The sequence below is a fragment of the Pseudomonas sp. ADAK13 genome (assembly GCF_012935715.1).
GTDB lineage: Bacteria > Pseudomonadota > Gammaproteobacteria > Pseudomonadales > Pseudomonadaceae > Aquipseudomonas.
The window spans coordinates 4,307,789-4,331,923 of record NZ_CP052860.1 but is presented as its reverse complement, the minus strand read 5'-3'; the positions used below and the strand labels follow the sequence as shown (position 1 = coordinate 4,331,923).

The 24,135-nt window shown below is 61.8% G+C and carries 21 protein-coding genes; 6 read left to right on the top strand and 15 right to left on the bottom strand.

Translation table 11 applies throughout. The annotated features are described in order from the left end of the window. Positions 1 to 2: 2 nt before the first annotated feature. Genes HKK54_RS20000 through HKK54_RS19990 form a run of 3 tightly spaced genes read right to left on the bottom strand, consistent with a single transcriptional unit; the run spans position 3 to position 2,091 of the window. Entirely contained in the window at positions 3 to 695 is a 693-nt protein-coding gene (locus HKK54_RS20000; protein WP_169387552.1) for a pirin family protein, read from the bottom strand. Between the two features lie 59 nt (positions 696 to 754). Beyond that, positions 755 to 1,630: a pirin family protein gene (locus HKK54_RS19995; RefSeq protein ID WP_169387551.1), complete on the bottom strand. Its 876-nt coding sequence runs from the start codon at positions 1,628 to 1,630 to the stop codon at positions 755 to 757. A gap of 20 nt (positions 1,631 to 1,650) precedes the next feature. Continuing rightward, complete coding sequence (locus HKK54_RS19990) at positions 1,651 to 2,091, bottom strand: DoxX family protein (RefSeq protein WP_169387550.1); 441 nt, start codon at positions 2,089 to 2,091, stop codon at positions 1,651 to 1,653. Between the two features lie 162 nt (positions 2,092 to 2,253). Between HKK54_RS19990 and HKK54_RS19985 the strand changes: the two genes are divergently transcribed. Continuing rightward, positions 2,254 to 3,171, top strand: a complete 918-nt coding sequence (locus tag HKK54_RS19985; RefSeq protein WP_169387549.1) for a LysR family transcriptional regulator — start codon at positions 2,254 to 2,256, stop codon at positions 3,169 to 3,171. 6 nt (positions 3,172 to 3,177) lie between these two features. On the opposite strand, the gene HKK54_RS19980 is transcribed toward HKK54_RS19985, so the two are convergent. From HKK54_RS19980 to HKK54_RS19970, 3 genes are read right to left on the bottom strand one after another with little or no spacing between them, the layout of a single operon-like run. Further along, entirely contained in the window at positions 3,178 to 4,410 is a 1,233-nt protein-coding gene (locus tag HKK54_RS19980; protein ID WP_169387548.1) for a CaiB/BaiF CoA transferase family protein, read from the bottom strand. Positions 4,411 to 4,436: 26 nt separating this feature from the next. Next, positions 4,437 to 5,966, bottom strand: coding sequence for a 3-hydroxyacyl-CoA dehydrogenase (locus HKK54_RS19975; protein ID WP_169387547.1), 1,530 nt, complete (start codon positions 5,964 to 5,966; stop codon positions 4,437 to 4,439). Between the two features lie 2 nt (positions 5,967 to 5,968). Then, entirely contained in the window at positions 5,969 to 6,754 is a 786-nt protein-coding gene (locus HKK54_RS19970; RefSeq protein WP_010175990.1) for an enoyl-CoA hydratase, read from the bottom strand. A 263-nt stretch (positions 6,755 to 7,017) separates the two neighbouring features. Between HKK54_RS19970 and HKK54_RS19965 the strand changes: the two genes are divergently transcribed. From HKK54_RS19965 to HKK54_RS19950, 4 genes are all read left to right on the top strand, one after another. Further along, a complete protein-coding gene (locus HKK54_RS19965) occupies positions 7,018 to 7,875 on the top strand; it encodes an IclR family transcriptional regulator (RefSeq protein ID WP_169387546.1) in 858 nt (285 codons plus the stop codon). Between the two features lie 69 nt (positions 7,876 to 7,944). Beyond that, positions 7,945 to 9,099 (top strand): acyl-CoA dehydrogenase family protein, encoded by a 1,155-nt coding sequence (locus tag HKK54_RS19960; RefSeq protein WP_169387545.1) that lies wholly within the window; start codon positions 7,945 to 7,947, stop codon positions 9,097 to 9,099. A gap of 99 nt (positions 9,100 to 9,198) precedes the next feature. After that, complete coding sequence (locus tag HKK54_RS19955) at positions 9,199 to 10,473, top strand: MFS transporter (protein ID WP_010175996.1); 1,275 nt, start codon at positions 9,199 to 9,201, stop codon at positions 10,471 to 10,473. A 168-nt stretch (positions 10,474 to 10,641) separates the two neighbouring features. Then, entirely contained in the window at positions 10,642 to 11,568 is a 927-nt protein-coding gene (locus HKK54_RS19950) for a GGDEF domain-containing protein (RefSeq protein WP_010175998.1), read from the top strand. Between the two features lie 36 nt (positions 11,569 to 11,604). Here the strand turns inward: HKK54_RS19950 and HKK54_RS19945 are convergent, their stop codons facing one another. The 7 genes from HKK54_RS19945 to HKK54_RS19915 form a co-directional block, all read right to left on the bottom strand. After that, on the bottom strand, positions 11,605 to 12,366 hold the full coding sequence (locus HKK54_RS19945) for a TenA family transcriptional regulator (protein ID WP_442962307.1): 762 nt from the start codon (positions 12,364 to 12,366) through the stop codon (positions 11,605 to 11,607). Positions 12,367 to 12,445: 79 nt separating this feature from the next. Further along, on the bottom strand, positions 12,446 to 14,908 hold the full coding sequence (locus tag HKK54_RS19940; RefSeq protein ID WP_010176002.1) for an EAL domain-containing protein: 2,463 nt from the start codon (positions 14,906 to 14,908) through the stop codon (positions 12,446 to 12,448). A 75-nt stretch (positions 14,909 to 14,983) separates the two neighbouring features. Continuing rightward, complete coding sequence (locus HKK54_RS19935) at positions 14,984 to 16,804, bottom strand: ABC transporter ATP-binding protein (RefSeq protein ID WP_169387543.1); 1,821 nt, start codon at positions 16,802 to 16,804, stop codon at positions 14,984 to 14,986. Continuing rightward, positions 16,797 to 17,432, bottom strand: coding sequence for a DsbA family protein (locus HKK54_RS19930; RefSeq protein ID WP_010176006.1), 636 nt, complete (start codon positions 17,430 to 17,432; stop codon positions 16,797 to 16,799). Before HKK54_RS19930 ends, HKK54_RS19935 begins: the two co-directional genes overlap by 8 nt. 3 nt (positions 17,433 to 17,435) lie before the next feature. Beyond that, the gene (gene trhO, locus HKK54_RS19925; RefSeq protein ID WP_010176008.1) at positions 17,436 to 18,380 is read right to left on the bottom strand and encodes an oxygen-dependent tRNA uridine(34) hydroxylase TrhO; all 945 of its coding nucleotides are present in this window, start codon (positions 18,378 to 18,380) and stop codon (positions 17,436 to 17,438) included. 275 nt (positions 18,381 to 18,655) lie between these two features. Continuing rightward, positions 18,656 to 18,949 (bottom strand): BolA family protein, encoded by a 294-nt coding sequence (locus HKK54_RS19920; RefSeq protein ID WP_003216739.1) that lies wholly within the window; start codon positions 18,947 to 18,949, stop codon positions 18,656 to 18,658. A gap of 6 nt (positions 18,950 to 18,955) precedes the next feature. Further along, positions 18,956 to 19,474 (bottom strand): DUF2059 domain-containing protein, encoded by a 519-nt coding sequence (locus HKK54_RS19915; protein WP_003216742.1) that lies wholly within the window; start codon positions 19,472 to 19,474, stop codon positions 18,956 to 18,958. Between the two features lie 193 nt (positions 19,475 to 19,667). On the opposite strand from HKK54_RS19915, the gene HKK54_RS19910 reads away from it, so the two are divergent. After that, the gene (locus tag HKK54_RS19910) at positions 19,668 to 21,056 is read left to right on the top strand and encodes a class II fumarate hydratase (RefSeq protein WP_010176012.1); all 1,389 of its coding nucleotides are present in this window, start codon (positions 19,668 to 19,670) and stop codon (positions 21,054 to 21,056) included. Here HKK54_RS19910 and HKK54_RS19905 read toward each other — a convergent pair. Further along, positions 21,050 to 22,009 carry a DMT family transporter gene (locus tag HKK54_RS19905; protein WP_010176014.1) on the bottom strand — a complete coding sequence of 320 codons (960 nt, stop codon included), beginning with the start codon at positions 22,007 to 22,009 and terminating at the stop codon, positions 21,050 to 21,052. The genes HKK54_RS19910 and HKK54_RS19905 overlap by 7 nt on opposite strands. A gap of 890 nt (positions 22,010 to 22,899) precedes the next feature. Next, the gene (locus tag HKK54_RS19900) at positions 22,900 to 24,084 is read right to left on the bottom strand and encodes a thiolase family protein (RefSeq protein ID WP_010176025.1); all 1,185 of its coding nucleotides are present in this window, start codon (positions 24,082 to 24,084) and stop codon (positions 22,900 to 22,902) included. Between the last annotated feature and the right edge of the window lie 51 nt (positions 24,085 to 24,135).

The following is a 24,135-nucleotide window of genomic DNA, read 5'->3' as shown; positions in this document are numbered from 1 at the left end:
GCTCAAAACACCTCGACCAGTATCACTTCGGTATCGTCGATAGCCTCGACCGCCAGCACGCGCTCTTGGGTCATGGCCACACCATCCCCGGCTTCAACCGTCGCGCCATTGACTGTCACTGCACCGAGGGTCGGCACCAGATAGCCCTGGCCAGTCATCGAATAGTTCAAGCGCTGACCGGCCTTGAGTGTGGCGCCCAGCACCCGTGCATCGGCGCAGATCTGCAATGCGCCCTGATCGTCCGGCATCCCGCTGGCCAACACGGCCCATTGACCAGCCCGACCCGCCTTTGGAAACGGGCGCGACCCCCAACGGGGAACACCACCGTTTTCCCGTGGCCGCAACCAGATCTGAAACAGCCTTAACGGAACACCTTGCGCGTTGCGCTCTTCATGCCGAATTCCGGTGCCGGCACTCATCACCTGCACGTCACCCGCCTCGGTACGGCCTTGGCCGCCGGCACTGTCCCGATGACTCACCGAACCTTCCAGCACGTAGGAAACGATCTCCATGTTTTCGTGGCCATGCATCGGGAAGCCGCTGTCAGGCGCTATCAGGTCATCGTTCCAGACCACCAGAGCCCCCAGCGGGCGGTGAGCGGGATTGCCATCGGGCGTTACCTTGAAGTGATGACGGGCCTTGAGCCAGCCATAGTCGCCGCCGCCGAGATCGGCCTTGAGTCGGTGCTCTAGCATTTCAGTTCCTGTAGGTGCAGCCAGGTGCCGCGTAAATGGGGCGACATGGGTCGTTTGGGTTAGCGGAAAACGGGCACGGTGTCGGGCTGCTTTGCACGCCCCAGGTGCTCACGCAACCGGGCGCCGATTTCGGCAATTTTTGCCTCGCCCGCGTGCAAGGCCTGCGCGCTGGTGTGAACCGAGTAGTTTCCCAGCGCCAGGTCATAGGGGTGAGGCGCCGCTGAACCGATCACGAACACCGTATCGCGCTGCATCGCCGTCAGCGTCACAGCGCCACTGCCGGGTTCGAAGACGGCCATTTCTCCCGCCATGACTAGGCCGGGTGCAGCGAGCTGCCCGCGGCTGACACTCAGCCACAATGACTCGTGCCCATTGGGCGGCACATAGGTCCAGGACTCACCGTCTTGCAGCGTAACCAACAGGTAATTAATGCCCGCCGGCGCCCGAACCGGGCTTTGCACACCTTGGTACTCGCCAACAATCACCCGTGCCGGCCCCGCTTCCGGCATCACGCTTGACTCCAGGTATTGGCTATCGACGCGCGCGTTTTCCAACGCCGGTGGCAGTGCAACCCACAATTGAAAACCCTGGATGCGCTTAGACGTGCCAACCGACATCTCCTTTCCGTGCCACACGCCACCACCCGCCCGCATCCATTCAACACCGCCATAGTCGATCGTCCCGACACCCGATTCAGCATCCTCAAAATGCAGATTGCCTTCGGTAATCACGGTGACGGTGGCGATGCCCGAGTGAGGGTGCATGGGCATGCCGTGGATGAATGAACTCTCGCCTTCAAACAGATCCAGGAACACGAAAGGCTTGATCAGGTGCCCCAGGTCCGAAGGGCTCATCAGCCTCACAATCGGGCCATGCCCACTGCCGGTGGTGCGGTAAGTGATTGCCCGAGGGGCAACGGTTTCATGAACGGCCATGATGATTACTCCAGGCGGTATCAGCGGCGACGAGCATCGAGGCTGAAACGACCGGCACCAAAGGCAACCACTTGCAGCAGGCCACCGGCCATGGCGATGTTCTTGAAGAAGTGGATGAACTGGTTTTGATCCCCCAGCGCATTATGGAAAGCCAGCGCCGTGGCCACGCTGAACAGTGCCAGTACTGCCGCAACGACACGGGCGCGATAACCCGCGATCAGCGCCAGGCCACCACCCAGTTCAACGATGACCGCCACCACCAATGCCACTTGTGGAAACGGCAACCCGACGGAGCTGATGTAACCAACCATCATGGCGGGCGCTGCCAGTTTCGAAACGCCGGAGAGGATGAAGATGGCACTGAGCAGTACTCGGCCAATCAACGAGGCCGAGGCATGAGCCACATCAGATTGGCTGTGTTCGGCGTTGTCGGAATGAGCGATGTGTTGAGAAGTAGACATGGGGTATTTCCTTCGATTGGAAACGGCTCGACATGAACCGCTCTCTTGAAGAAATGTTGCGCCTGACCAGCTACTCTGAATAGCTGGTTAATTTAGATCATTAGATTCGATTAAATAGACAAGCTACTCTGCATCAATCAACGCACGCCTGAGGCTACCCACATGCTTTCTGAGCCCGGAACACCGACACTGGACCAACTGCGCGTGTTCCTGACGGTGGTGGAAGTCGGCAGTTTTGCAGCGGCCGCCCGAAAACTTCACCGCGCCACCTCGGTCGTCAGCTACTCGATCGCCAACCTGGAAACACAACTGGGCGTGTCGCTGTTTGACCGCCATACCACCCGCAAACCCCAGCTCACCGAGGCAGGGCGCACCGTGCTGGCCGAAGCCCGGACCATCACCAACGGCATTCATGGCTTGCGCGCCAAGGTCAAAGGCCTGCTTCAGGGGCTCGAAGCCGAAGTCCATGTGGTGCTGGATGTGATGCTTCCCGCCGAGCGCGTGGTGGACGCCCTCAAATCCTTTCGGGAAGCGTTCCCCACGGTTTCACTGCACCTGCACATGGAGGCGCTCGGCGCCGTCGCTGAACTGGTGATCAACCGCGAAGCGATCATCGGCGTGAGCGGGCCGATGAATGAGGGCATCGACGGGATCGAAAGGATGAGCATCGGCAGTGTCGAGCTGATCCCGGTGGCCGCGCCGAATCATCCACTGGCATCAGGCGACGCCAATGTACCGGGCGCCGGGCGCGAGCTGACGCAACTGGTCCTGTCCGATCGCTCACGCCTGACCAAGGACAAGGATTTCGCCGTGCTCAGCAACCGCACCTGGCGCCTGGCCGACCTGGGCGCCAAGCACATGCTGCTGCGTGAAGGGATCGGCTGGGGGAACATGCCGACCCCGATGGTGCAGGAGGACCTGGAGAGTGGCCGGCTGGTGAAATTGAACATCCCGGAATACGAAAGCGGCAAATACACGTTCGACGTTATCTACCGCACGGATGTGCCACCGGGGCCTGCGGCGAGGTGGTTGATCGAACGGTTTGTTCAACAACGTTCGGCGCAGGAGTCGCCTGTTTGAAACGGCTCAGTCGAGTTGCTCGATCACCCCACCCGCCTTGAGTTGCCCCAGCTGTTCTGCCGACAACCCCAGCCGCTCACCCAGCACTTCATCCGTATGCTGCCCCAACATCGGCGCCGGCCTTACATACTCCACCGGCGTGCCCGACATCTTGATCGGGCTGCCGACCATCTCGAACTCCGGATTCTTGGGATGCGGGATTTTCACCATCAACCCACGGGCAATCACCTGCGGCTCTTCCAGGGATTGAGCGATGTTATTGATCGCGCCCACCGGCACTTTCGACGCGTGAATACTCGCCACCCACTCGTCCGCCGTACGCCCCAGGAAGTGTGCCGACAACAGCTCGACAATCTCTGCCCGATGCGCGACCCGATCGGCATTGCGCCGAAAGCGCGGGTCTTGCGGCAGGTGTGGCAAACCAATGCTGTGGCACAGCGCAATAAACTGGCTGTCGTTGCCGCAGGCAATAATGAAGTCGCGGTCTGCAGCGCGGAACACCTGGTACGGCACGATGTTGGCGTGGGCGTTGCCGTAGCGCTCCGGTACCTTGCCCGAGGCCAGGTAGTTCATGCTCTGGTTGGCCAGGGTTGCCACTTGCACGTCCAGCAGGGCCATGTCGATGTGTTGGCCGACGCCGGTGCGTTCGCGGCTGAGCAAGGCAGCCTGGATCGCGACGGTGGAATACAGGCCGGTCATCAGGTCGGAGAACGCCACGCCGACTTTTTGCGGACCGCCGCCGGGCAGGTCGTCGCGCTCGCCGGTGATGCTCATCAGGCCGCCGATGCCCTGGATGATGAAGTCATAGCCGGGCTCTTCGGCACGCGGGCCGGTCTGGCCGAAACCGGTGATGGAGCAGTACACCAGGCGCGGATTGATCTCGGCCAGGGTCGCGTAGTCCAGGCCATAGCGGGCCAGGGAACCGGCCTTGTAGTTTTCGATCAGTACGTCGGAACTGGCCGCCAGCGCCCGCACCAGTTCCTGGCCTTCGCGGGTGGCGAGGTCGATGGCCACGGAGAGTTTGCCGCGGTTGGTGGACTGGTAATACGACGCTTGCCCGGACGACTCGCCGGTATCAGTCTTCATCCACGGCGGGCCCCAACCCCGGGTATCGTCACCACTTTGCGGCCGTTCGATCTTGATCACTTCCGCGCCGAGGTCAGCCAACACCTGGCCACACCAGGGCCCGGCCAATACCCGGCTTAAATCCAGCACCCGCAAACCTGTCAATGCACCCATTATTCTTGTCCTGTGATGAATCGAAATCAGCCGACTGCCGGCTCTTCATGACGCAGGGAAATCCCCAGCACGGCACGCCGCCGCAGCCAGGGGCTGGGGCGATAACGCGGGTCGTGGGTGAGTTCGCTCATGCGCTGCAAAATCGTGAGGATGCGCCGTGGCCCAAGGGCATCGCCCCAGGCCAGCGGGCCTTGTGGATAACCCAGGCCGAGCTGCACCGCCTGGTCGATGTCGTCGACGCTGGCGATGCGTTGCTGGGCAATGTCGCAGGCCAGGTTGACCACCATCGCCAGGGTGCGCTGGGCGACGAAGCCGACGCTGTCGCTGATCACCGTCACGCCTACACCGTCATTGGCGAGCAGCGCGTGGGCGGCGTCGCGGCTGGCGCTGGACGTCAGCGGGGTTTGCATCAAGGTGCGATGGCGCGACAGGTCGGTCAGCAGGTCGATGCACAGGGTGCGCGCCGGGGCGGTGTGGAAGCGTTCGCTGGCCGAGGTGGCGTCGAGGCCGTACGGCGCCAGCAGGCACAACGCTTCTGGCGAAGGCTGCGCCGCGCTTTCCAGGTGCGCGCCCAACTCGATCACCAGCGCGCTGAGGCGCTCGTAGTCATCGGCGTTTTCGGTGGCGATCCACACCGGCGGGAATGGCTTGATGGCAGGCACCGGTTGCGGCTGCGGGCCGTCGACCACCTGGCCATTTTCATAGCGGTAGAAGCCCTGCCCGCTTTTGCGCCCGAAGCGCCCGCCCACCAGCATCTGGCGGGTCAGGGGCGACGGTTTGTAGCGCGGGTCTTGATAGAACTGGTTGTAGATCGACTCCATCACCGGGTGGGACACGTCGAGCCCGGTGAGGTCCAGCAGTTCCAGCGGGCCCATGCGAAACCCTGCGCCTTCACGCAGGATGCGGTCGATATCGCCGCGCTCGGCAACGCCTTCATCGAGCATCTTCAAGGCTTCGGTGCCGTACGCACGGCCGGCGTGGTTGACGATAAAACCCGGGGTGTCCTTGGCGCGCACACCGCGATGGCCGGTGCGGGTAACGAAGGCCAGCAGGTCATCGCCGACCTTCGGCGCAGTGGCCAGGCCGTCGATCACCTCGACGACGCGCATCAACGGCACCGGGTTGAAGAAGTGCAGCCCGGCCACCCGCTCAGGGTGTTGGCAGCCGGTGGCGATAGCCGTGACCGACAGCGATGAGGTGTTGGTAGCGAGGATGCACTCCGCGCTGACCACACCTTCGAGTTGCTGCAACAGGCCGCGCTTGGCGTCGAGGTTTTCGACGATGGCTTCCACCACCAGGTCGCAATCGTGCAGCGCCCCGATGGTGGCGGCCACTTGCAGGTTTTCCAGCGCAGCGTCCACCGCCGCCTGGGTGATCTTGCCCTTGGCGGCCAGCTTGGAAAGCGTGGTGCCGAGGCTGTCCCGGGCAGCCTGCGCCGCACCGTCGCGGGCGTCGAACAAGCGCACCAACACGCCGGCTTGAGCGGCAATCTGTGCAATCCCGGCGCCCATCACGCCAGTGCCTACCAAGCCCATGATCTTGATTGAATCCGTCATCGTCATTCCCCCAGGTAGTTCGCGGTGCGTTTTTCGAAGAACGCCGCGGCGCCCTCCTTCTGGTCTGCCGAATCGAACAGCAGTTGAAAGGCCTTGCGCTCCAACACCAGCGCGCTTTCCAGCGGCAGGTCGGCACCGGCGAGCATCACTTCCTTGATCTGTTCCACCGCCAGCGGCGGCAGGGCGGCAATCTGCGCGGCCAGCTCCAGGGCGCGGGGGATGGTTTGATCGTCCGCCACCACTTCGCTGAGCATGCCCATGGCCAGGGCTTCCGGCGCCTTGACCATGCAGCCGGTCAACGCGATGCGCATGGCCTGGAACTTGCCCACGGCGCGCACCAGGCGCTGGGTGCCACCGGCGCCCGGCATCAGGCCCAGCTTGACCTCGGGCTGGGCGAACCGCGCCGATTCCCCGGCGACGATCAGGTCGCAATGCATGGCCAACTCACACCCGCCGCCCAGGGCAAAACCATTCACGGCGGCGATCACCGGCTTCGGGCAACGGCTGATGGCTTCCCACAAATATTCGGTGTGCCGGCGATACATCTCGATCGGGCTCGCGCTGGCGAACTCCTTGATGTCAGCGCCGGCCACGAAGAACTGATCGCCGCCGGTGAGCACGATGGCGCGCACATCACGGCGCTTGGCCAGGGCACGAAAATGCTCGGCCAGCTCTTCGCGGACCTGGGCGTTCAAGGCGTTTTTCACTTCGGGGCGGTGGATGCGTACCACGGCGACGCCATTGTCCTGGACGTCGAGGTGCACTACGGGTTGGTCGAGGCTGGCCACAGATTCTCCTGCTGCAATGTTCTTGTTAGTTCGGATATCGACAGTTTCGCTATGCGAAACAACATTCCGTATTTAGCGATAATCATAAGGACCGACCCATCGTGATGTAAACGTAAAAACCTGAGCGCCCGGTAAATCGGGCTATAACTCGTTGTTTAGACGGATTTTATTAAACAAAAAGACAATCACCCGCGAAGTTGATTAGTTTCGCTGTGCGGAATACAATTTTGTTTTGTTGATTTTCTAAAAAAAGGGGGACTAACATGCGCCGTCGAAACCTGGACCCGAACACACCCGAAACACCGGCAGGCAACCACGGGTTCGAGCACTTGCTGCTCGACCCGATGAACGCCGACGAGGAGGAAGACAAGGACCGCCAGTTCGTCACCGCCCTGGCCCGAGGCCTGGAACTGCTGCGCTGCTTCACCCCCAGCGAAAGCGTGCTGGGTAACCAGGAACTGGCGCGCAAGACCGGGCTGCCAAAGCCGACGATTACGCGGATGACCCACACGCTGACCCGCCTGGGCTATCTCAAGCACCTGCCGCAGTCGGGCCGGTATCAGCTGGATGTCGGGGTGATGGCGTTCGGTTACGCCATGCTGTCGAACCTGTCGGTGCGGGCCGTGGCCCATCCGCTGATGGAGACGATGGCCAAGTACGCCCAGGCCGCAGTGGCGATGGCCACGCGGGACCGCCTGGACATGGTGTACCTGGACGTGGTCCAGGGTGAAGCCAACATGACCATGCGCCGCCAGGTCGGTACGCGGTTGCCGTTGCACTTGAGTTCCGCAGGCCGCGCCTGCCTGGCAGCGATGCCGGAAAACGAGCGGGAATTTATCCTCGACCACATCCGCCAGCGTCATCTGGAGGACTGGCCGGGCATCAGGAAAGGCCTGGAGCGTGCCTTCCGGGATTACACCGATTTCGGCTACTGCATGTCGATCGGTGAGTGGCACCGCGATGTAAACGCCATCGCCGTACCGCTGCTGCATGCACAACATGGGCTGCTGACGTTCAACTGTGGCGGACCGAGTTTTCACCTTTCCCGGGAGAAACTCGAGGACGACATCGGGCCCCGTCTCAAGCACATGGTGAACAACATCGAGGCCGCCACCCGCTAGACAGATCGGTGCAGGGCCTCGGCAGATTGACGACAACAGGCCCGCCGAACGGGCCGCTGAGGAATGCACATGATCCGAGACGCCGAAACGCTGCACCTGTTGCTGGAAACCCTGCAGCAGTTCGTCAACGAAGCGCTGATCCCACGGGAAAACGAGCTGGCCGAGACCGATGACGTCCCGGCGGATATCGTCAGCCAGTTCCGCGAGCTGGGCCTGTTCGGCCTGACCCTGCCCGAAGCCTACGGCGGCCTCGGGCTGACCATGGAAGAAGAGGTCAACGTGGCCTTTGAACTGGGGCGCACCTCGCCGGCATTTCGCTCCTACTTCGGCACCAACAACGGCATCGGCTCCATCGGCATCCTGCTGGACGGCACCGAGGCGCAGAAGCAGCACTATCTGCCGAAGCTGGCCAGCGGTGAACTGCTCAGCTCGTTCTGCCTGACCGAACCGGACTCCGGCTCCGACGCCGCCTCGCTGAAAACCACCGCCGTTCGCGACGGTGATCACTACGTCATCAACGGCACCAAACGTTTTATCACCAACGCACCCCACGCCGGGATTTACACGGTGATGGCCCGCACCAACCCGGACATCAAGGGCTCGGCCGGCATCAGTGCATTCATCGTTGAGCGCAACACCCCAGGCCTGTCCCTGGGCAAGCGCGACCACAAGATGGGCCAGAAAGGCGCCCACACCTGCGACGTGATTTTCGACAACGTGCGGGTGCCGGCCGACCAGTTGATCGGCGGCGTCGAAGGCGTGGGCTTCAAGACGGCAATGAAGGTGCTCGACAAGGGCCGCCTGCACATTGCCGCCGTCAGCGTCGGGGCCGCCGAGCGCATGCTCAACGATGCCTTGCTGTACGCCCTGGAACGCAAGCAGTTCGGCCAGCCGATTGCCGAGTTTCAGCTGATCCAGGCGATGCTCGCCGACAGCAAGGCCGAAATCTACGCCGCCCGCTGCATGGTGGTGGACGCTGCGCGCAAGCGTGACGAAGGCCTGAACATCGGCACCGAAGCGTCCTGCTCGAAGATGTTCGCCACGGAGATGTGCGGCCGCGTGGCCGACCGTTGCGTGCAGATTCATGGCGGTGCCGGGTATGTGAGCGAGTACGCCATCGAGCGGTTTTATCGCGATGTGCGCTTGTTCCGGCTGTACGAAGGCACCACGCAGATCCAGCAACTGGTGATCGCCCGCAACATGATTCGCGAGGCCAAGCACTAACGCTCGGGAACAACACCGCTCCCACATTTTGATCGTGCTCCAACCGCATTACCGCAACACCCATAACTTGTGCCCTAACAACTACAACAAGGTATCGCTATGGAAGTCGCCGCTTCGGCGGGCGCGTTGTCGCCCGCGAAAAACAACCTCTGGATCATTGTTTTCATCTTCTGCTTCCTCGGCCTGCTGATCGACGGTGCAGATTTGATGCTGTTGTCCTACAGCCTCAGCAGCCTCAAGGCCGAGTTCGGCCTGACCAGCGTCGAAGCCGGCAGCCTGGGCAGTTTCACCCTGGCCGGCATGGCCATCGGCGGGATTTACGGCGGCTGGGCCTGTGACCGATTTGGCCGGGTGAAAACCGTGGTCTGGAGCATCGTGCTGTTCTCTGCCGGCACGGCGATCCTGGGCATGACCCACAGCTATTGGCAGTTCGCGAGCACGCGCTTCTTCGCCTCCCTGGGGCTGGGCGCGCTATACGTCGCGTGCAACACGCTGATGGCCGAATACGTGCCGACCCGCTATCGCACCACCGTGCTCGGCACCCTGCAGGCCGGCTGGTCGGTGGGCTACATCGTCGCCACCCTGCTCGCCGGCTGGATCCTGCCCAACCACGGCTGGCGCTGGCTGTTTTACGTGGCGATCATCCCGGTGATCCTCGCCGTGCTGATGCAGCGCCTGGTGCCGGAGCCGCAAGCCTGGCTCAAGGCCCAGGCCGAACGCGCCCGGGAAAAGGCCGAAGGCATCAAGCGCGTCTCGGCGAAGAAGCCCGACGGCATGTTCAAGCTGATCTTCAGCGACCCGAAAGCCAGCCGCATGTTCATCCTCTGGGCGCTGACCGCAGGCTTCCTGCAGTTCGGCTACTACGGGGTCAACAACTGGATGCCGTCCTACCTGGAAGGCGAGTTGGGGATGAACTTCAAGTCGATGACCAGCTACATGGTCGGTACCTACGCGGCGATGATTTTCGGCAAGGTGCTCGCCGGGCTCGCGGCAGACCGCCTCGGCCGGCGCCTGGTGTTCGCCGTCGGCGCGCTGGGCACGGCGATTTTCCTGCCGGTGATCGTGCTGTTCCAGAGCCCGGACAACATCCTGTGGATGCTGATCGTGTTCGGCTTCCTGTACGGCATTCCCTACGGTGTGAACGCGACCTACATGACCGAAAGCTTCGAAGCGAAATTTCGCGGTTCGGCGGTGGGTGGGGCCTACAACATTGGCCGGATTGGCGCGGCAGTGGCGCCGGCGGCCATTGGCTTCCTGGCGTCCCATGGTTCGATCGGCGTGGGGTTCCTGGTCATGGGCGGTGCGTACTTCATCTGCGGGGTGATTCCGGCGCTGTTTATCCGCGACAAGCAGTTTGACCCGCAAAAACAATAAGCCCAATGCCGGGGCCGCAGCAACGCGGCCCCGGCTATAAGACGTGCGGCAGTTATACCCTCAAGCAAACCGGGCTAGACTGTACGTCAGTCCTACGGAACTGAAGGAACAGTAAGACGCTCTCACCCAGCCTGTAAGACAGTTTTGTGCTTAGAGGCTCATTCGCTTATGAAAACACCGACCCAGACCAACGCAATTGACTTCGACAGTGCCAAATTGCAACGCCTGGGCTTTGGTCAGCCTTCCTTACTCCCGCGACGCCCCGCCACTGTTGCCCAACTTCGCCAGCAATTGGGCATGCAGTTGCAAACCAGCCTGGAGCCGGAGCACATCCTTGCGTTGTTCTTCCGCGAAATCCAACGCCTGGTGCCGCTGGACGCCCTGCAATACCGTCACGAAGCCAGCGACCTGCGCCTGGAATATGGCCATCGCGGTCATCATTCGGTGAGCTATGCCCTCAGCCACGACGGCGAGCACCTCGGTGAACTGGTGTTTCGGCGCAACCAACGCTTCATCGATGACGAGCTGGCCAACCTGGAATCACTGCTGGCCACCCTCCTCTACCCGATGCGCAACGCCCTGCTCTACCGCGCGGCAACCCGCAGCGCCCTGCGCGACCCGCTGACCGAAACCGGCAACCGCATCGCCATGGACCAGACCCTGCAACGGGAAATCGACATGGCCCGCCGGCACCTGCAGCCGCTGTCCCTGTTGATGCTGGACATCGACCACTTCAAGCACATCAACGACACCCACGGCCACGCCACGGGCGACAAGGTGCTGAAAGCGGTCGCCGCCTCGATCAAGAACCAGCTGCGCAATGTGGACATGGTATTTCGGTTTGGCGGGGAAGAGTTTCTGATCCTGCTGTCCAACACCGGCCGGGATGCGGCATCGATGGTCGGTGAGCGCCTGCGCCAGGCGGCACAGGCCCAGGATTACTGGGCGGATGAGGAACGTATCGAATTGACGGTGAGCCTGGGTTGCTCGACCTTGCTGGCGGGAGAGTCCGCCGAGAGCCTGTTGCGCCGGGCGGACAATGCCTTGTATGTGGCCAAGCGTGAAGGTCGCAATCGCCTGGCAATGGCGGGGTAACCGCTTTACTTCACAGCGGCCCCGCCATCCCGCTGTTTATGCCTCGCTGGCAACCAGTTCCGGTTGTTTGCGGCTGCTGGCTGCCGACTTTTCCAACTGCATGCAGCGTTCCAGGAACAGGTACATGTAGTCGTAACTCTTGCACACTGCCTGGCGCAGCTCTACCTGCAGTTCCTTGGTCGGGTTCATGCCGGCCAGGGTGCAGATGATTTCCAGCGCTTCCCACGGGTGGGCGTCATCGTACTGGGCATGCATCTTCAGCCACTTCATGGCGCGCTTGCGGTCTTCCTCAGGGAATGCTGCGGCATACACGCCGGTCGAACACACCACGGCAGACCACTCCCCAGTGGCCCCTTCGATGGCGTAGTTGGTGGCGGCAATCGCAACAATCAGCGAATCGGCCGAGCTGGTGTGCCAGCACCAATGGCTCAGCGCATGCAACTCCGGCGGCACTTCCTGTGCCTGCAGCTCTTCGAGGCTGACGCCATGGGCCCGGGCCCAATGCACCCAATAGTCGGCATGGTTGAGTTCCACGCGAATATTGCGCATCAGCCAGCGGCGCGCCATGTCCTCCCCAGGATGGCGGGCAAATTTGGTCTTGGTGAGGTTCTGTGCCATGTACAACGCAAACTGTTCCACCACTGGCCAACCACCAATCAGGTAGTGGCGCATAGTCTTGGCGCTGAGCTTGTTATCGCGCATGCGCTGGTACAGTTCGTGTTCGACAACGCGGCGCTTGCTCTCGCTACAGGCCTGGATCAGTTGCTGCGCCCAGGCGGGGTAACTTGAGGCTTCCATAAGCGGGCCGGTTCTGTTGAATGTGTCGATCACTGTCGGGCTCCTTTTGATTTGTGATATGTACAGACCAGCAAATGTTTCATCGGAACGTGCCAGGCGCCTTGAATAACAGAGGCTGCGGTCGCACAGGTCGACACTGCAAACTATCAAAGGTAAACAACTGCGGACGCTCGATCAGGTATCCCTGAGCGTAGTCGACCCCGATCTCAAGCAAGGCTTGTTCGATCTGGGGTGTCTCGACAAATTCGGCAATTGTGCGCTTACCCATGACATGGCCGATGTGATTGATCACTTCGACCATAGCGCGGTTAATCGGGTCGTCCAGCATATCCTTTACGAAACTTCCATCGATCTTCAAGAAGTCTACAGGTAAATGTTTAAGATAGGCGAACGAGGACATCCCGGCGCAGAAGTCATCCAGGGAGAAATAGCACCCTAACTCTTTGAGCTCGTTAATAAAACGAATTGCACTGCCCAAATTCGCGATAGCGCTGGTTTCTGTAATTTCAAAACAAATCATTTCTGGCGGGATGCCATAGGCGCTGAATTGCTCACGTAAAAACCCGAGAAAGTCTTCATCGCCGATGGTAATGCCTGACAGATTGATCGCACACATGGCCATGGGCCGGCCCGGGCGCTCACGCATGCAGCCCGCGATGATCTTGAACACGTTCTCCACCACCCAGCGGTCCAGGGAGGTCATCAACCCGTAACGTTCGGCCGCCGGAATAAAGCTGTTCGGCAGGATGATCCGCCCCGCCTCGTCATGCAGGCGCAGCAGGATTTCGATGTGCCCGTCGCCATGTTCGGTGTGCCCCAGGGGCGCGATTTCCTGGGCATACAGGCAAAAACGGTTCTCTTCCAGGGCCATGTGCAGGCGCTGCACCCAGGCCATCTCGCCAAAGCGCAGGGACAATTCCGAGTCATCGGCGTGATACACCTGCACGCGGTTGCGGCCCTTTTCCTTGGCCATGTAGCACGCCATGTCGGCGGCACGCAGGGACGTCTCCAGGGTGGTGGGGGCTTGGGTGATGTGCACCAGGCCGATACTCACGGTGGTGACAAACGGCCGGCCCTTCCACACAAAGTGCAGGCTTTGCACGGTATGGCGCAGGCTTTCGGCGATCTTTTCCGCCACCGGCGCCGGGCAGTTCTCCAGCAGGATGCCGAACTCGTCACCGCCCAACCGGGCCAGGGTGTCGCCTTCCCGCAGGTCGGACTGCAACAGTGCGCAGATATGCCGCAACAGCTCATCCCCGGCGGCGTGCCCGCAGGTGTCGTTGACCAGTTTGAACTGGTCCAGATCGAGGAACATCAAGGCGTGGCGCCCCGATTGCTGGCGCCCGACGTTATGCAGCACCTGCTCCAGGCGGAACTCGAACTCGCGCCGGTTGGCCAGGCCCGTCAAGGCATCGTGGGTCGCCTGCCAGGACAGATTGGCGATGTACTGGCGTTCCTGGGTCATGTCGTGCAGCACCAGCACTGCGCCGACGACTTTGCCAGCACTGCGGATCGGCGCGCCCACCAGGGTGACCGACACGGTGGTGCCGTCCAGGCGCTGGATCAGCTTTGAATGCTCGCTGCCGCCGCCGAGCTGGCCGCCCAGGATGCGTTCTATCAGGGTAAAGCCGTCGGCCTGGGCATTCTCGTCCAGCAAGTTGAACAGCGCCGCCAGCGGCAACCCCTGGGCCTGGGCGGCTTTCCAGTGGGTCAGGGCTTCGGCGGCCGGGTTCATATACGCGATGGCGCCGTCGACGTCGGTGGTGATCACCCCATCGCCAATCGACTCCAGGGTGATCTGCGCCCGCTCCTTTTCCAACTGCAATGCGTCGGCAAACGCATGCCGCTGGGCCAGCAGTTTGTGGGTGCGCAGCAACGCCAACATGATCAGGCCCAGCGCCGTGGCCAGGTTGGTCACCAGCAGCAGGCGCAGGATCATCCGCGAGCCCTCGCCCAAGGCATCACTGAAGGCTTTGGCCGCCGGCGTCACACCGTCATTGATCGCAAAAATCCGCTCCTTCCAGCCCTGCACGTCGGCGCTGCTGACCTGATTGGCCAGGATCGCGCGGTGCATCTCCTGGGCCAGGTCGTCCAGTTGCACCAGATAGCCATCGCCCACGGTCCACAGCTCGATGGCTTTTTCCAGGTAACTGAAATGGCGAAAGTTCAGGTAGAGCCAGATCAGGCTGGAAACGTCGTCACGGTGGTTGCCGCCCTTCAGAATGCCCAGGCGCGCGGCGGTCAGGTCCGGGGTCGGGCGATCGAGGGCCACCCGCAGTTCGTGCCCGCCCTGGGGCACGGCAATCGCGTTCTGGTATTTGAGGAAGGTGGCTTCGTTGCGGTTGTCGGCGTACAGCGTCAGGTAGAAGATCGCGTCTTTCTGGCCCTTGGACCACAGGCTTTCGCCCGCCACATAGCCGCGCACCGCCGAGAGCACGTAGAGACTGACGCAGCCTAACAATGCCTGGAACAGTACGACGGCTATAAAAGGCCAGACGATGCCCAATAACCGAGGGGTTCCGAGAGTCTGCTTTTGCTTCATGAGGTCCCTTGCACATGCACAACTAAAATACGCACGCGAGTGAAAACCGCTCCTGATAGCTCAGCGTAGGCTAAATCACCGCACTTGTTGCAAGTGTCCGTAAAGTTTGGCGTACAAGCCACCGTCGGCAATCAACTGCTGATGGTCGCCATCTTCGGCAATATGCCCGCCATCAAACACCAACACCCGATCCGCCTGTTTCACCGCCGACAGCCTGTGGGCGATGATCAAGGTGGTACGGCCACTGAGAAACCGTGCCAGCGCCTGATGCAGGTTGTATTCAGTCGCCGCATCGAGCGCCGAGGTCGCTTCGTCGAGTATTACCACTTTCGGCTCCGCCAGCACCATCCGTGCAATGGCCAGGCGCTGACGTTGCCCACCGGAGAAGCGCACGCCGGAGCGCCCGACCACGCTGTCCAGGCCCAGTGGCAGTGCCTTGACGGTCGCGTCCAACTGGGCAATCTCCAGCGCCTGCCAGCAGGCCTGATCGCTGCGTTCGCGGCCCATGGTCAGGTTGGCGCGTACCGTGTCATTGAACAGTGCCGGGTGTTGCAGCACCACGGAGACATTCTCGCGAATCGTCTCCAGGCCGATTTCCTGCTGGGTCAGCCCGCCAAAACGAATGCTGCCGGCCTGCGGCGTATACAACCCCAGCAACAGCTGCACCAGGGTACTTTTGCCGCCGCCACTGGCGCCGACGATCGCGACCTTTTCACCCGGGGCAATGTTCAGGTTCAACTGGTCGAGCACCAGCTCTTCGCCGTAGCCGAAGTTCAGGCCGCGCACCTCGATGCCCACGGTCTCACGCCCGGTAAACGGGTCGGCGCCGCCGGCGTATTGCGGCTCGTCGGCGCGGGCCAGCAGTTCGTTGATCCGGGTCAGCGCCCCGCCCGCCGCGTAGTAGGCATATTGCAGGTTCAGCAGTTGTTCCACCGGGCTGATCATGAACCACAGGTAACTGAACACCGCCAGCATCTGGCCGATGGACAGGTCGGAAAACAACACCGTCAGCATCGCTGCCGCACGGAAGATGTCGATACCGAACTGGAACAGCAAGCCACTTGCACGGCTGGAGGCGTCGCTTTTCCACTGGGAATTGACCGCAAAGTCCCGCACTTCCTGGGCACGCTGGCCCAGGCGCCCGAGGAAAAAGCCCTGGCGGTTGCCGGCGCGCACTTCCTGGATCGCATCAAGGGTTTCGGTGAGGGCCTGGGTAAACCGCGACGTGCTGTCGTTTTCCAGCTTCTTCAGGTGCTTGACCCGCTTGCCCAACTGCACGGTGGCGTAGATCACCAGCGGGTTGAACAGCAGGATCAACAGCGCCAGCTTCCAGTGCATCCACATCAGGATGCCGGAGGTGCCCACCAGCGTCAGCATCGCCACCAGGAAACGGCTGAGGGTCTCGCCGACGAATTTGTCCACCGTGTCCAGGTCGGTCACCAGGTGCGTGGTCACCGTGCCGCTGCCCAGGCTTTCGTATTCGCTGAGGGAAATGCGCTTGAGCCGCTCGATCAGCCGCACACGAATGCGATACACGATGTCCTTGGCCAGCCGCGCAAACAACCGCGCCTGCAACACGTTGAACACCAGCGCGCCGCAACGCAGGAGCAAGGTCACCAGCAGCATCAGGCCGATATAACCGGCGGCCTTCTGCCAACCCAGGGGCAGCGCATGGTTCATGACTTTCAGCGCCGCGTCGCCATGGCCCAGCAGCACTTCGTCCACCAGCAACGGCAACAGCAACGGAATCGGCACGCTGCACAGGGTCGCCAACACGGCAACGCCGTTGGCGATCCACAGGGATTTCTTGTGACGCAAGGCCAGGCGGCGGACTTCCGCCCAGGTCAACCGGTCGACGCGCTTCGGTTGTTCGATGGGATCAGGCTGATCATGCACAGGCAGCTCGCTCCAGCCAGCGACTCAACAGCGGCGCCAACTCGGACAGCGGCTGATAGCCGTTGGTCAGGAGCGCCAGTTGCCCGTTGCGCTCAGCCAACAAGGTCGGGAAACCGGCGATGCCCAAATCCTGGACCCAGGTGAAATCCGCCGCGGTGGCCGCATGCTGGTCGGCCCGGTCGAAGGCTTCGGCGAATTCGATACGCGGCACACCGGCCGTCTCGGCCAGCTCCACCAGCACGTCGGCGCGGGTCACGTCACGACCCTCGACATAGAACGCCTGCTGGATCAGGCCCAGCAGTTTCCACGCGCAATCTGGTGCCAGGCTGCGGGCGGTGACCACGGCGCGGCAAGCCGGCTCGGTGTCGTACACAAACCCTTCGGGCAATGCGCCTTCGCGCTTGAACGGCTGGCCGGTGGCGTCGGTCACCGCCTGCCAATGCTCCAGAATGTAGCGCCGAGTGGTCGGCTCCAGCGCCGCGCCGCTGCCGGTGCGCAAGCCGCCCACCACCAGGTGCAGCTCCACGCCTGCGGCCTGGGCCTGCTCAACCAGCGCCTTGGCCACCGGGGCGAAACCCCAGCACCAGGAACACATCGGATCCATTACATAGAGCAGGCGCGCGGACATGGCTCAGGCCTCGGAAGATGGGGATTGCTTGTAGTTGTAGCCAATCGGGTGCGGCATATTGCGGGCCTTGGCCAGTTCAATCTGCTTCTGCCGGTCGATCGCACTGCGACGGGTCTTCTCGGAAAGCTTATCCCAGCAATGCGGGCAACTGATGCCAGCCACGTAGTGTTCGGATGCACGGTCTTCAACGCTGACCGGTGTGCGGCAGGCATGACATTGATCGTAGTCGCCTTCGCTCAAGTCGTGGCGCACGGTCACGCGATTGTCGAACACAAAGCAGTCGCCCTGCCACTTGGTTTCTTCCTGCGGCACCTCTTCGAGGTACTTCAGGATGCCGCCCTTGAGGTGATACACCTCGTCGAAACCCTCGCTGAGCATATAGCTCGAGGCTTTTTCGCAACGAATGCCGCCGGTGCAGAACATGGCGACTTTCTTGTGTTTGGCCGGGTCGAAATTGGCTTTGATGTAGTCGGGAAATTCGCGGAAGCTGGTGGTCTTAGGGTCGATCGCACCTTCAAAGGTGCCGATGGACACTTCGTAGTCGTTGCGGGTATCGATCAGCAGCACTTCAGGGTCGCTGATCAGCGCATTCCAGTCCTGCGGGTTCACGTAGGTGCCGACTTTCTTGTTGGGGTCGACGCCTTCAACGCCCAAGGTCACGATCTCTTTCTTGAGCTTGACCTTGGTGCGGTAGAACGGCTGCTCGTCGCAGTACGACTCTTTGTGGTCGATGTCGTCCATGCGCGGGTCGTTCTTGAGCCAGGCCATCAGGCCATCAATGCCTTCGCGGCTGCCGGATACGGTGCCGTTGATGCCTTCTTCGGCGATCAGCAAGGTGCCTTTGATGCCGTTGTCGACCATCGCCTGCAGCAATGGCTCGCGCAGGGCGACGTAATCTTCGAGGGTGACGAACTTATACAGTGCCGCCACGACAATCGGTTGAGTCATGGGTGTTCTCTCCAGGTGGCTACCCTCGTAAAGGGTGAACCGGATGCAAAAAAAACGCGCCGACTGAGCGGCGCGTTGCGGATTCTAACAAAAATGGCGACGATTATGGACCGCCTCTTTACTGTGGCGAGGGCGCTTGCTCCCGCCGGGCTGCGAAGCGGCCCCAACAAGGCAGGTGCAACCTTTCAGCAAGATCGCGGTGATTGGCAGAAGGGCTGCTGCGCAGCCCAGCGGGAGCAAGCTCCCTCGCCACATCAAGCCAATGTGCCACAGTGTCAGTGACCGCCGGCGCAGGTCGGCGAGGCCGGGGCTGCGTCGATTTTTGCCCATTCTTCAGGCGTGTAGGTATGCAGCGCCAACGCATGGAATTCGCTCATCAGGTCACCCAGGGTGGCGTAGACCTTCTGGTGGCGCTTGACGCGATTGAGACCCTCGAACTGCTGGCTCACCAGCACCGCCTTGAAGTGGGTCTGCAACCCACGGCTGTGCATATGGCTTTCATCCAGCACGCTCAAGTGTTCCGGGCTCAGGGCGACGAGTGCCGATTCGATACGCTGTTGCATGGTCATTCCTGTTTACTTCTTCTTGGCCGGGGCCGGGGCTTTTGGCGTCAGCTCGTTAGTCATGTCTTCCAGCAGCTTGTTCACCACCGGTACCGCGCTTTCCAGCTTGGCCTGGGTCATCTGGGCCGATTGCTGGGTCAGCTGAGGCATTTTCTCCAGGACTTTCTTGCCCAGTGGCGACTGGTAGAACGCAACCAGGTCCTTGAGCTCGGATTCGCTGAAGTTGTCGGTGTAGAGCTTGATCATGTCCGGCTTGAGCTTGTTCCAGCCGATGGCCTGGTCCAGGGCGGTGTTGGCCTTGGCCTGGTAGGTGTCCAGGACGGTTTGCTTGGAAGCCGGTGCCTTGGTCTGCTCGAAACGCTGGGCGAACATTTGCTGCACTTGCATGTACACCGGGGTACCCAGCTTGTCGGCATGGGCCAGGGTAAGGAAGGCTTCGGCACTGGCGTTGTGGCTGGCGGTATCGGCAAAAACCTGGCCGCTGGCACATACCAGAGCAACCGCGGTACAGATGGCACGAAGACGAGTCATCGAGTTTCCTTTTCTAGCAGGCGAGGTAAGACCCCAAGGGCGCCCATTCTGCGCCTAAAAAACGCCGCGGCTCAACCCCACGCCTTATGGGGCCTGGTTTTGCGGGGCTTAATCCGATGAAAAGTCTTTTAAGGGAACCCCCAGGGACGATCAAGGCCTAAACTGCGCAAACGAACCTGAAGGAGTGTGCCCGATGAGCCGTATCGAAACCGACAGCCTGGGAGAAGTGCAAGTCCCGGATGACGCTTACTGGGGCGCCCAGACCCAACGCTCGCTGGTGAACTTCGCCATCGGCGACCAACGCATGCCCCTCGCCGTGTTGCACGCCCTGGCCCTGATCAAAAAGGCCGCGGCCCGGGTCAACGACCGCAATGGCGACCTCCCCGCCGACATCGCCCGGCTGATCGAACAGGCCGCCGACGAAGTGCTCGACGGAAAGCACGACGACCAGTTCCCGCTTGTTGTGTGGCAGACCGGCAGCGGCACCCAGAGCAACATGAACGCCAACGAAGTGATCGCCGGCCGCGCCAACGAACTGTCGGGCAAAGCCCGTGGCGGCAAGAGCCCGGTGCATCCCAACGATCACGTGAACCGCTCACAAAGCTCCAACGACTGCTTCCCCACGGCCATGAGCATCGCCGCCGTGCAGGCCGTCACCGAGAAGCTGTTGCCGGCCATCCGTGAACTGTCCGGCGGCCTGGCGGAACTGTCGGCGCGGCACATGAAGCTGGTGAAAACCGGCCGCACCCACATGATGGACGCCACGCCGATCACTTTCGGCCAGGAAGTGTCGGCTTTTATAGCGCAACTGGATTACGCCGAACGCGCGATCCGCAGCGCCCTGCCCGCCGTGTGTGAACTGGCCCAGGGCGGTACTGCGGTGGGCACCGGGCTCAATTCGCCCCACGGTTTTGGCGAAGCGATCGCCTCCGAGTTGGCGGCGCTGTCCGGCCTGCCCTTTGTCACCGCGCCGAACAAATTTGCCGCGCTGTCGGGCCATGAGCCCTTGACCACCTTGCACGGCGCCCTGAAAACCCTGGCTGTGGCCCTGATGAAAATCGCCAACGATCTGCGCCTGCTGGGCTCCGGGCCGCGGGCCGGGCTGGCAGAGGTCAAGCTGCCGGCAAATGAACCGGGCAGTTCGATCATGCCGGGCAAGGTCAACCCGACCCAGTGCGAAGCGCTGTCGATGCTGGCCTGCCAGGTGCTGGGCAACGACGTGACCATCGGCTTCGCGGCGAGCCAGGGGCATTTGCAGTTGAACGTGTACAAGCCGGTGATCATCCACAACCTGCTGGAGTCGATCCGCCTGCTGGCCGATGGTTGCAGCAACTTCCAGGAGCATTGCATCGCCGGACTGGAGCCGGACGCCGAGCAAATGGCTGCGCACCTTGAGCGCGGCCTGATGCTGGTGACCGCGCTGAACCCGCACATCGGCTACGACAAGTCGGCCGAGATTGCCAAGAAGGCCTATGCCGAGGGGCTGACCCTACGGGAAGCGGCGCTCAAACTGGGTTACCTCACGGATGAAGAGTTCGACCAGTGGGTGCGCCCGGAAAACATGCTGGAAGCCGGTCATTGAGACGCTAACCGTGCACGCCGGGCCCTGAGCCCGGCGAACAACGAAGGCGCCAGCGCCACCGTTGCAGAACCCAGTACCACCAACACGGCCCCGCCGTAGCCGAGGGCATTGATGTCTTCGGCGTGCACGTAGTCGGGCCACATCCACGCAGCCACGGCGACCGCGACGAAGGTCACCAACGGCGTCATCGCCAGGGTGGCGCTGACCCGCGAGGCTTCCCAGTGGGCCAGGGCTTCAGCGAATGCGCCGTAGGCAACCAGGGTATTGAAGCAGCAGGCGACCAACAGCCAGCCTTGTACCGGGCTCAGTTGCAGCGCTTCCATCGGGTGCGCCCAGGGTGTCAGCAACAGGGCGCAGGACAGGTAGATCACCATCATCACCTGCACCGAATTCCACACGGTCAGCAACTGCTTCTGCCCCAGGGCGTAGAAGGTCCAGACAGTGGTGGCCAGCAGGATGGTGAGCACCCCGGCGGTGTAGGCGCCCAGGGAGGTCAGCAGTTCGGTCAGGCGCTGGTTGAAGAACAGGCCGAAGCCGGTGATCAATATGAGCAGGCCCACGCCCTGGCCCAGGCTGAAGCGTTCCTTGAACACGAAGACGCTGGCGATCATCAGGAAGATCGGGCCCACCTGCACCACCAGTTGCGCGGTGCCGGGGCTCAGCAGCTTCAGGCCGACCAGGTAGAGCACATAGTTGCCCATCAGGCCGCACACGGCGATTGCCACCAGCCAGCCGCCTTTGGTCCCGAGGGCGCGCCAATCGGGCAAACGCCGGACGGCGGTGAGGTAGACGAACAGGCAACTGCCGGAGACCACCAGGCGAAACCAGGTGACGGTGACCGGGTCCATCACCTGCAATACCTGTTTGAGTTTGATCGGCAGAATGCCCCAGAGCAGCGCGGTCAGCAGGGCCAGGGATAAACCGTAGACCCAGCGGCCCGATGAGATGTGCATGAGTGCCCCGAATGCCAGAGGTGGAGGAGCTGCATTCTAGGGGGATGCCGGGGGTGGGTGTATATCCGTTTTTTCGGGTGTTGCTGAAATGGGTTCCGCCCTTACGGCGGCTCACTTTTGAAAAGCGCAAAAGTAAGCAAAACGCTCTTGCCCCACCACTCGGCACCTCGCTCAGGCTCGGTGTGCCCTCTCTCCGGCAGCACGAAGCGGGCCGCCGCGACGGGGCGTCCCTGCCCCGTCGCGGCTAAACCGGCGTCCTGCCGGTTTACCCGCTCCGTACTACCTGCGTTCGGCCAGCGTGGTTTAACGGGGCGCCTAAGATCAAGATCAAAAGCAGATCAACAGCACAGCGGCCTACAGGCCGGCTTGAGTGGTGTGAAGCAAAGGCAAAAGCAAAATCAAAATCTAAAGCGGGCACGGTCCAACTGTAGGAGCTGGCTTGCCTGCGATGGCATCGCCTCGGTGTACCTGAAAAACCGAGGTGTCTGCATCGCAGGCAAGCCAGCTCCCACAGAAAAGCAGAGCTGCATCAGTTTCAGATTTGGCTTTGGCTTTGGCTTTTGATCTGGCTTCTACCACTCAAGCCGGCCTGTAGGCCGCTGTGCTCTTGCTTTTGATCTTGATCTGACTGCCCCAATAAGCCCGAGGCCGAACGTAGGGATTGAGGAGCGGGTAAACCGGCAGGACGCCGGTTTAGCCGCGACGGGGCAGGGACGCCCCGTCGCGGCGGCCCGCGGAGCAATGCCGGAGTGAGGGAACACCGAGCCTAGGCGAGGTGCCGACAGGCGGGGCAGAGCCCTTTGGTTACTTTGGGGCTTTTCCAAAGTGACCCGCTGTAAGAGCGGAACCATAAGCCGCCGTTACCTAAATAACGGATATACCCCCAAAAACTACCGCACCGCTTCAAACAACCCAGTAGCCCCCATCCCCCCCCCAACGCACATCGTGACAATCCCGTAACGCAAATTCCGCCGCTGCAACTCACGCACCAAATGCCCCACCTGCCGCGAGCCCGTCATCCCAAACGGGTGCCCGATGGAAATCGACCCGCCATTAACGTTGTACTTGGCATTATCAATTTCCAGCCGATTACGCGCATACAGGCACTGCGAAGCAAACGCCTCATTCAATTCCCACAAATCAATATCCGCCACCGCCAGCCCCCGGGCCTTGAGCAACTTGGGCACCGAAAACACCGGCCCGATACCCATCTCATCCGGCTCACACCCGGCCACCGTAAACCCGCGGAAAAACGCCTTCGGCTTCAACCCCAATTCCAGCGCCTTTTCCAAACTCATCACCAGCGTCATCGACGCCCCGTCAGACAACTGCGACGAATTCCCCGCCGTCACCGACCCATCCTCGGCAAACACCGGCTTCAACCCCGCAAGACTGGCCAAGGTCGTATCCGGACGATTGCAGTCATCCCGATCCACTACCCCGTCCAGCACCTGCACCGCCCCGGTGTTCTTGTCCTCAACCTTGTACTTCACCGCCATCGGCACGATTTCATCATCAAACAACCCGTCAGCCTGGGCCTGGGCCGTACGCTGCTGGCTTTGCAGCGCATACAGATCCTGCTCCTCACGACTGACGTGATAGCGCCGCGCAACGATTTCCGCCGTCTGCCCCATGGGGAAGTAGATGCCCGGCACCTGCTCCTTGAGCAACGGGTTGATCAGGTTGTCGGTGTTCACACTCTTCATGGTCAGGCTGATCGACTCAACCCCGCCGGCGACGATGATGTCGCTGCAACCGGACGCAATCTGGTTGGCCGCAATGGCGATCGCCTGCAAGCCCGAGGAACAGAAGCGGTTGAGGGTCATGCCCGCCGTGCCGGTGCCCAGTTGGGACAGCACCGCCACGTTGCGCCCGATGTTGTAGCCCTGCGCGCCTTCGTTGGAACCGGCGCCGACGATGCAGTCCTCGACAGTCGCCGGGTCGATGCCGTTGCGGGTCAGCAGCGCATTGACGCAATGGGCCGCCATGTCATCGGGGCGGGTCTGGTTGAATTTGCCGCGAAAGGACTTGGCCAGGCCGGTTCGCACGCTGTCGACGATCACTACTTCACGCATGGGCCACCTCGATTGTTGTGGTTGTTGAGAGATGGATCGAGCATAGATCCA

Excerpts from the sequence above, each read along its gene's own strand:
- HKK54_RS20000 (WP_169387552.1), bottom strand. The coding sequence starts at position 695 with ATGCTAGAGCACCGACTCAAGGCCGATCTCGGCGGCGGCGACTATGGC.
- HKK54_RS19995 (WP_169387551.1), bottom strand. The coding sequence starts at position 1,630 with ATGGCCGTTCATGAAACCGTTGCCCCTCGGGCAATCACTTACCGCACC.
- HKK54_RS19990 (WP_169387550.1), bottom strand. The coding sequence starts at position 2,091 with ATGTCTACTTCTCAACACATCGCTCATTCCGACAACGCCGAACACAGC.
- HKK54_RS19985 (WP_169387549.1), top strand. The coding sequence starts at position 2,254 with ATGCTTTCTGAGCCCGGAACACCGACACTGGACCAACTGCGCGTGTTC.
- HKK54_RS19980 (WP_169387548.1), bottom strand. The coding sequence starts at position 4,410 with ATGGGTGCATTGACAGGTTTGCGGGTGCTGGATTTAAGCCGGGTATTG.
- HKK54_RS19975 (WP_169387547.1), bottom strand. The coding sequence starts at position 5,966 with ATGACGGATTCAATCAAGATCATGGGCTTGGTAGGCACTGGCGTGATG.
- HKK54_RS19965 (WP_169387546.1), top strand. The coding sequence starts at position 7,018 with ATGCGCCGTCGAAACCTGGACCCGAACACACCCGAAACACCGGCAGGC.
- HKK54_RS19960 (WP_169387545.1), top strand. The coding sequence starts at position 7,945 with ATGATCCGAGACGCCGAAACGCTGCACCTGTTGCTGGAAACCCTGCAG.
- HKK54_RS19955 (WP_010175996.1), top strand. The coding sequence starts at position 9,199 with ATGGAAGTCGCCGCTTCGGCGGGCGCGTTGTCGCCCGCGAAAAACAAC.
- HKK54_RS19950 (WP_010175998.1), top strand. The coding sequence starts at position 10,642 with ATGAAAACACCGACCCAGACCAACGCAATTGACTTCGACAGTGCCAAA.
- HKK54_RS19945 (WP_442962307.1), bottom strand. The coding sequence starts at position 12,366 with ATGGAAGCCTCAAGTTACCCCGCCTGGGCGCAGCAACTGATCCAGGCC.
- HKK54_RS19940 (WP_010176002.1), bottom strand. The coding sequence starts at position 14,908 with ATGAAGCAAAAGCAGACTCTCGGAACCCCTCGGTTATTGGGCATCGTC.
- HKK54_RS19930 (WP_010176006.1), bottom strand. The coding sequence starts at position 17,432 with ATGTCCGCGCGCCTGCTCTATGTAATGGATCCGATGTGTTCCTGGTGC.
- trhO (WP_010176008.1), bottom strand. The coding sequence starts at position 18,380 with ATGACTCAACCGATTGTCGTGGCGGCACTGTATAAGTTCGTCACCCTC.
- HKK54_RS19920 (WP_003216739.1), bottom strand. The coding sequence starts at position 18,949 with ATGACCATGCAACAGCGTATCGAATCGGCACTCGTCGCCCTGAGCCCG.
- HKK54_RS19915 (WP_003216742.1), bottom strand. The coding sequence starts at position 19,474 with ATGACTCGTCTTCGTGCCATCTGTACCGCGGTTGCTCTGGTATGTGCC.
- HKK54_RS19910 (WP_010176012.1), top strand. The coding sequence starts at position 19,668 with ATGAGCCGTATCGAAACCGACAGCCTGGGAGAAGTGCAAGTCCCGGAT.
- HKK54_RS19905 (WP_010176014.1), bottom strand. The coding sequence starts at position 22,009 with ATGCACATCTCATCGGGCCGCTGGGTCTACGGTTTATCCCTGGCCCTG.
- HKK54_RS19900 (WP_010176025.1), bottom strand. The coding sequence starts at position 24,084 with ATGCGTGAAGTAGTGATCGTCGACAGCGTGCGAACCGGCCTGGCCAAG.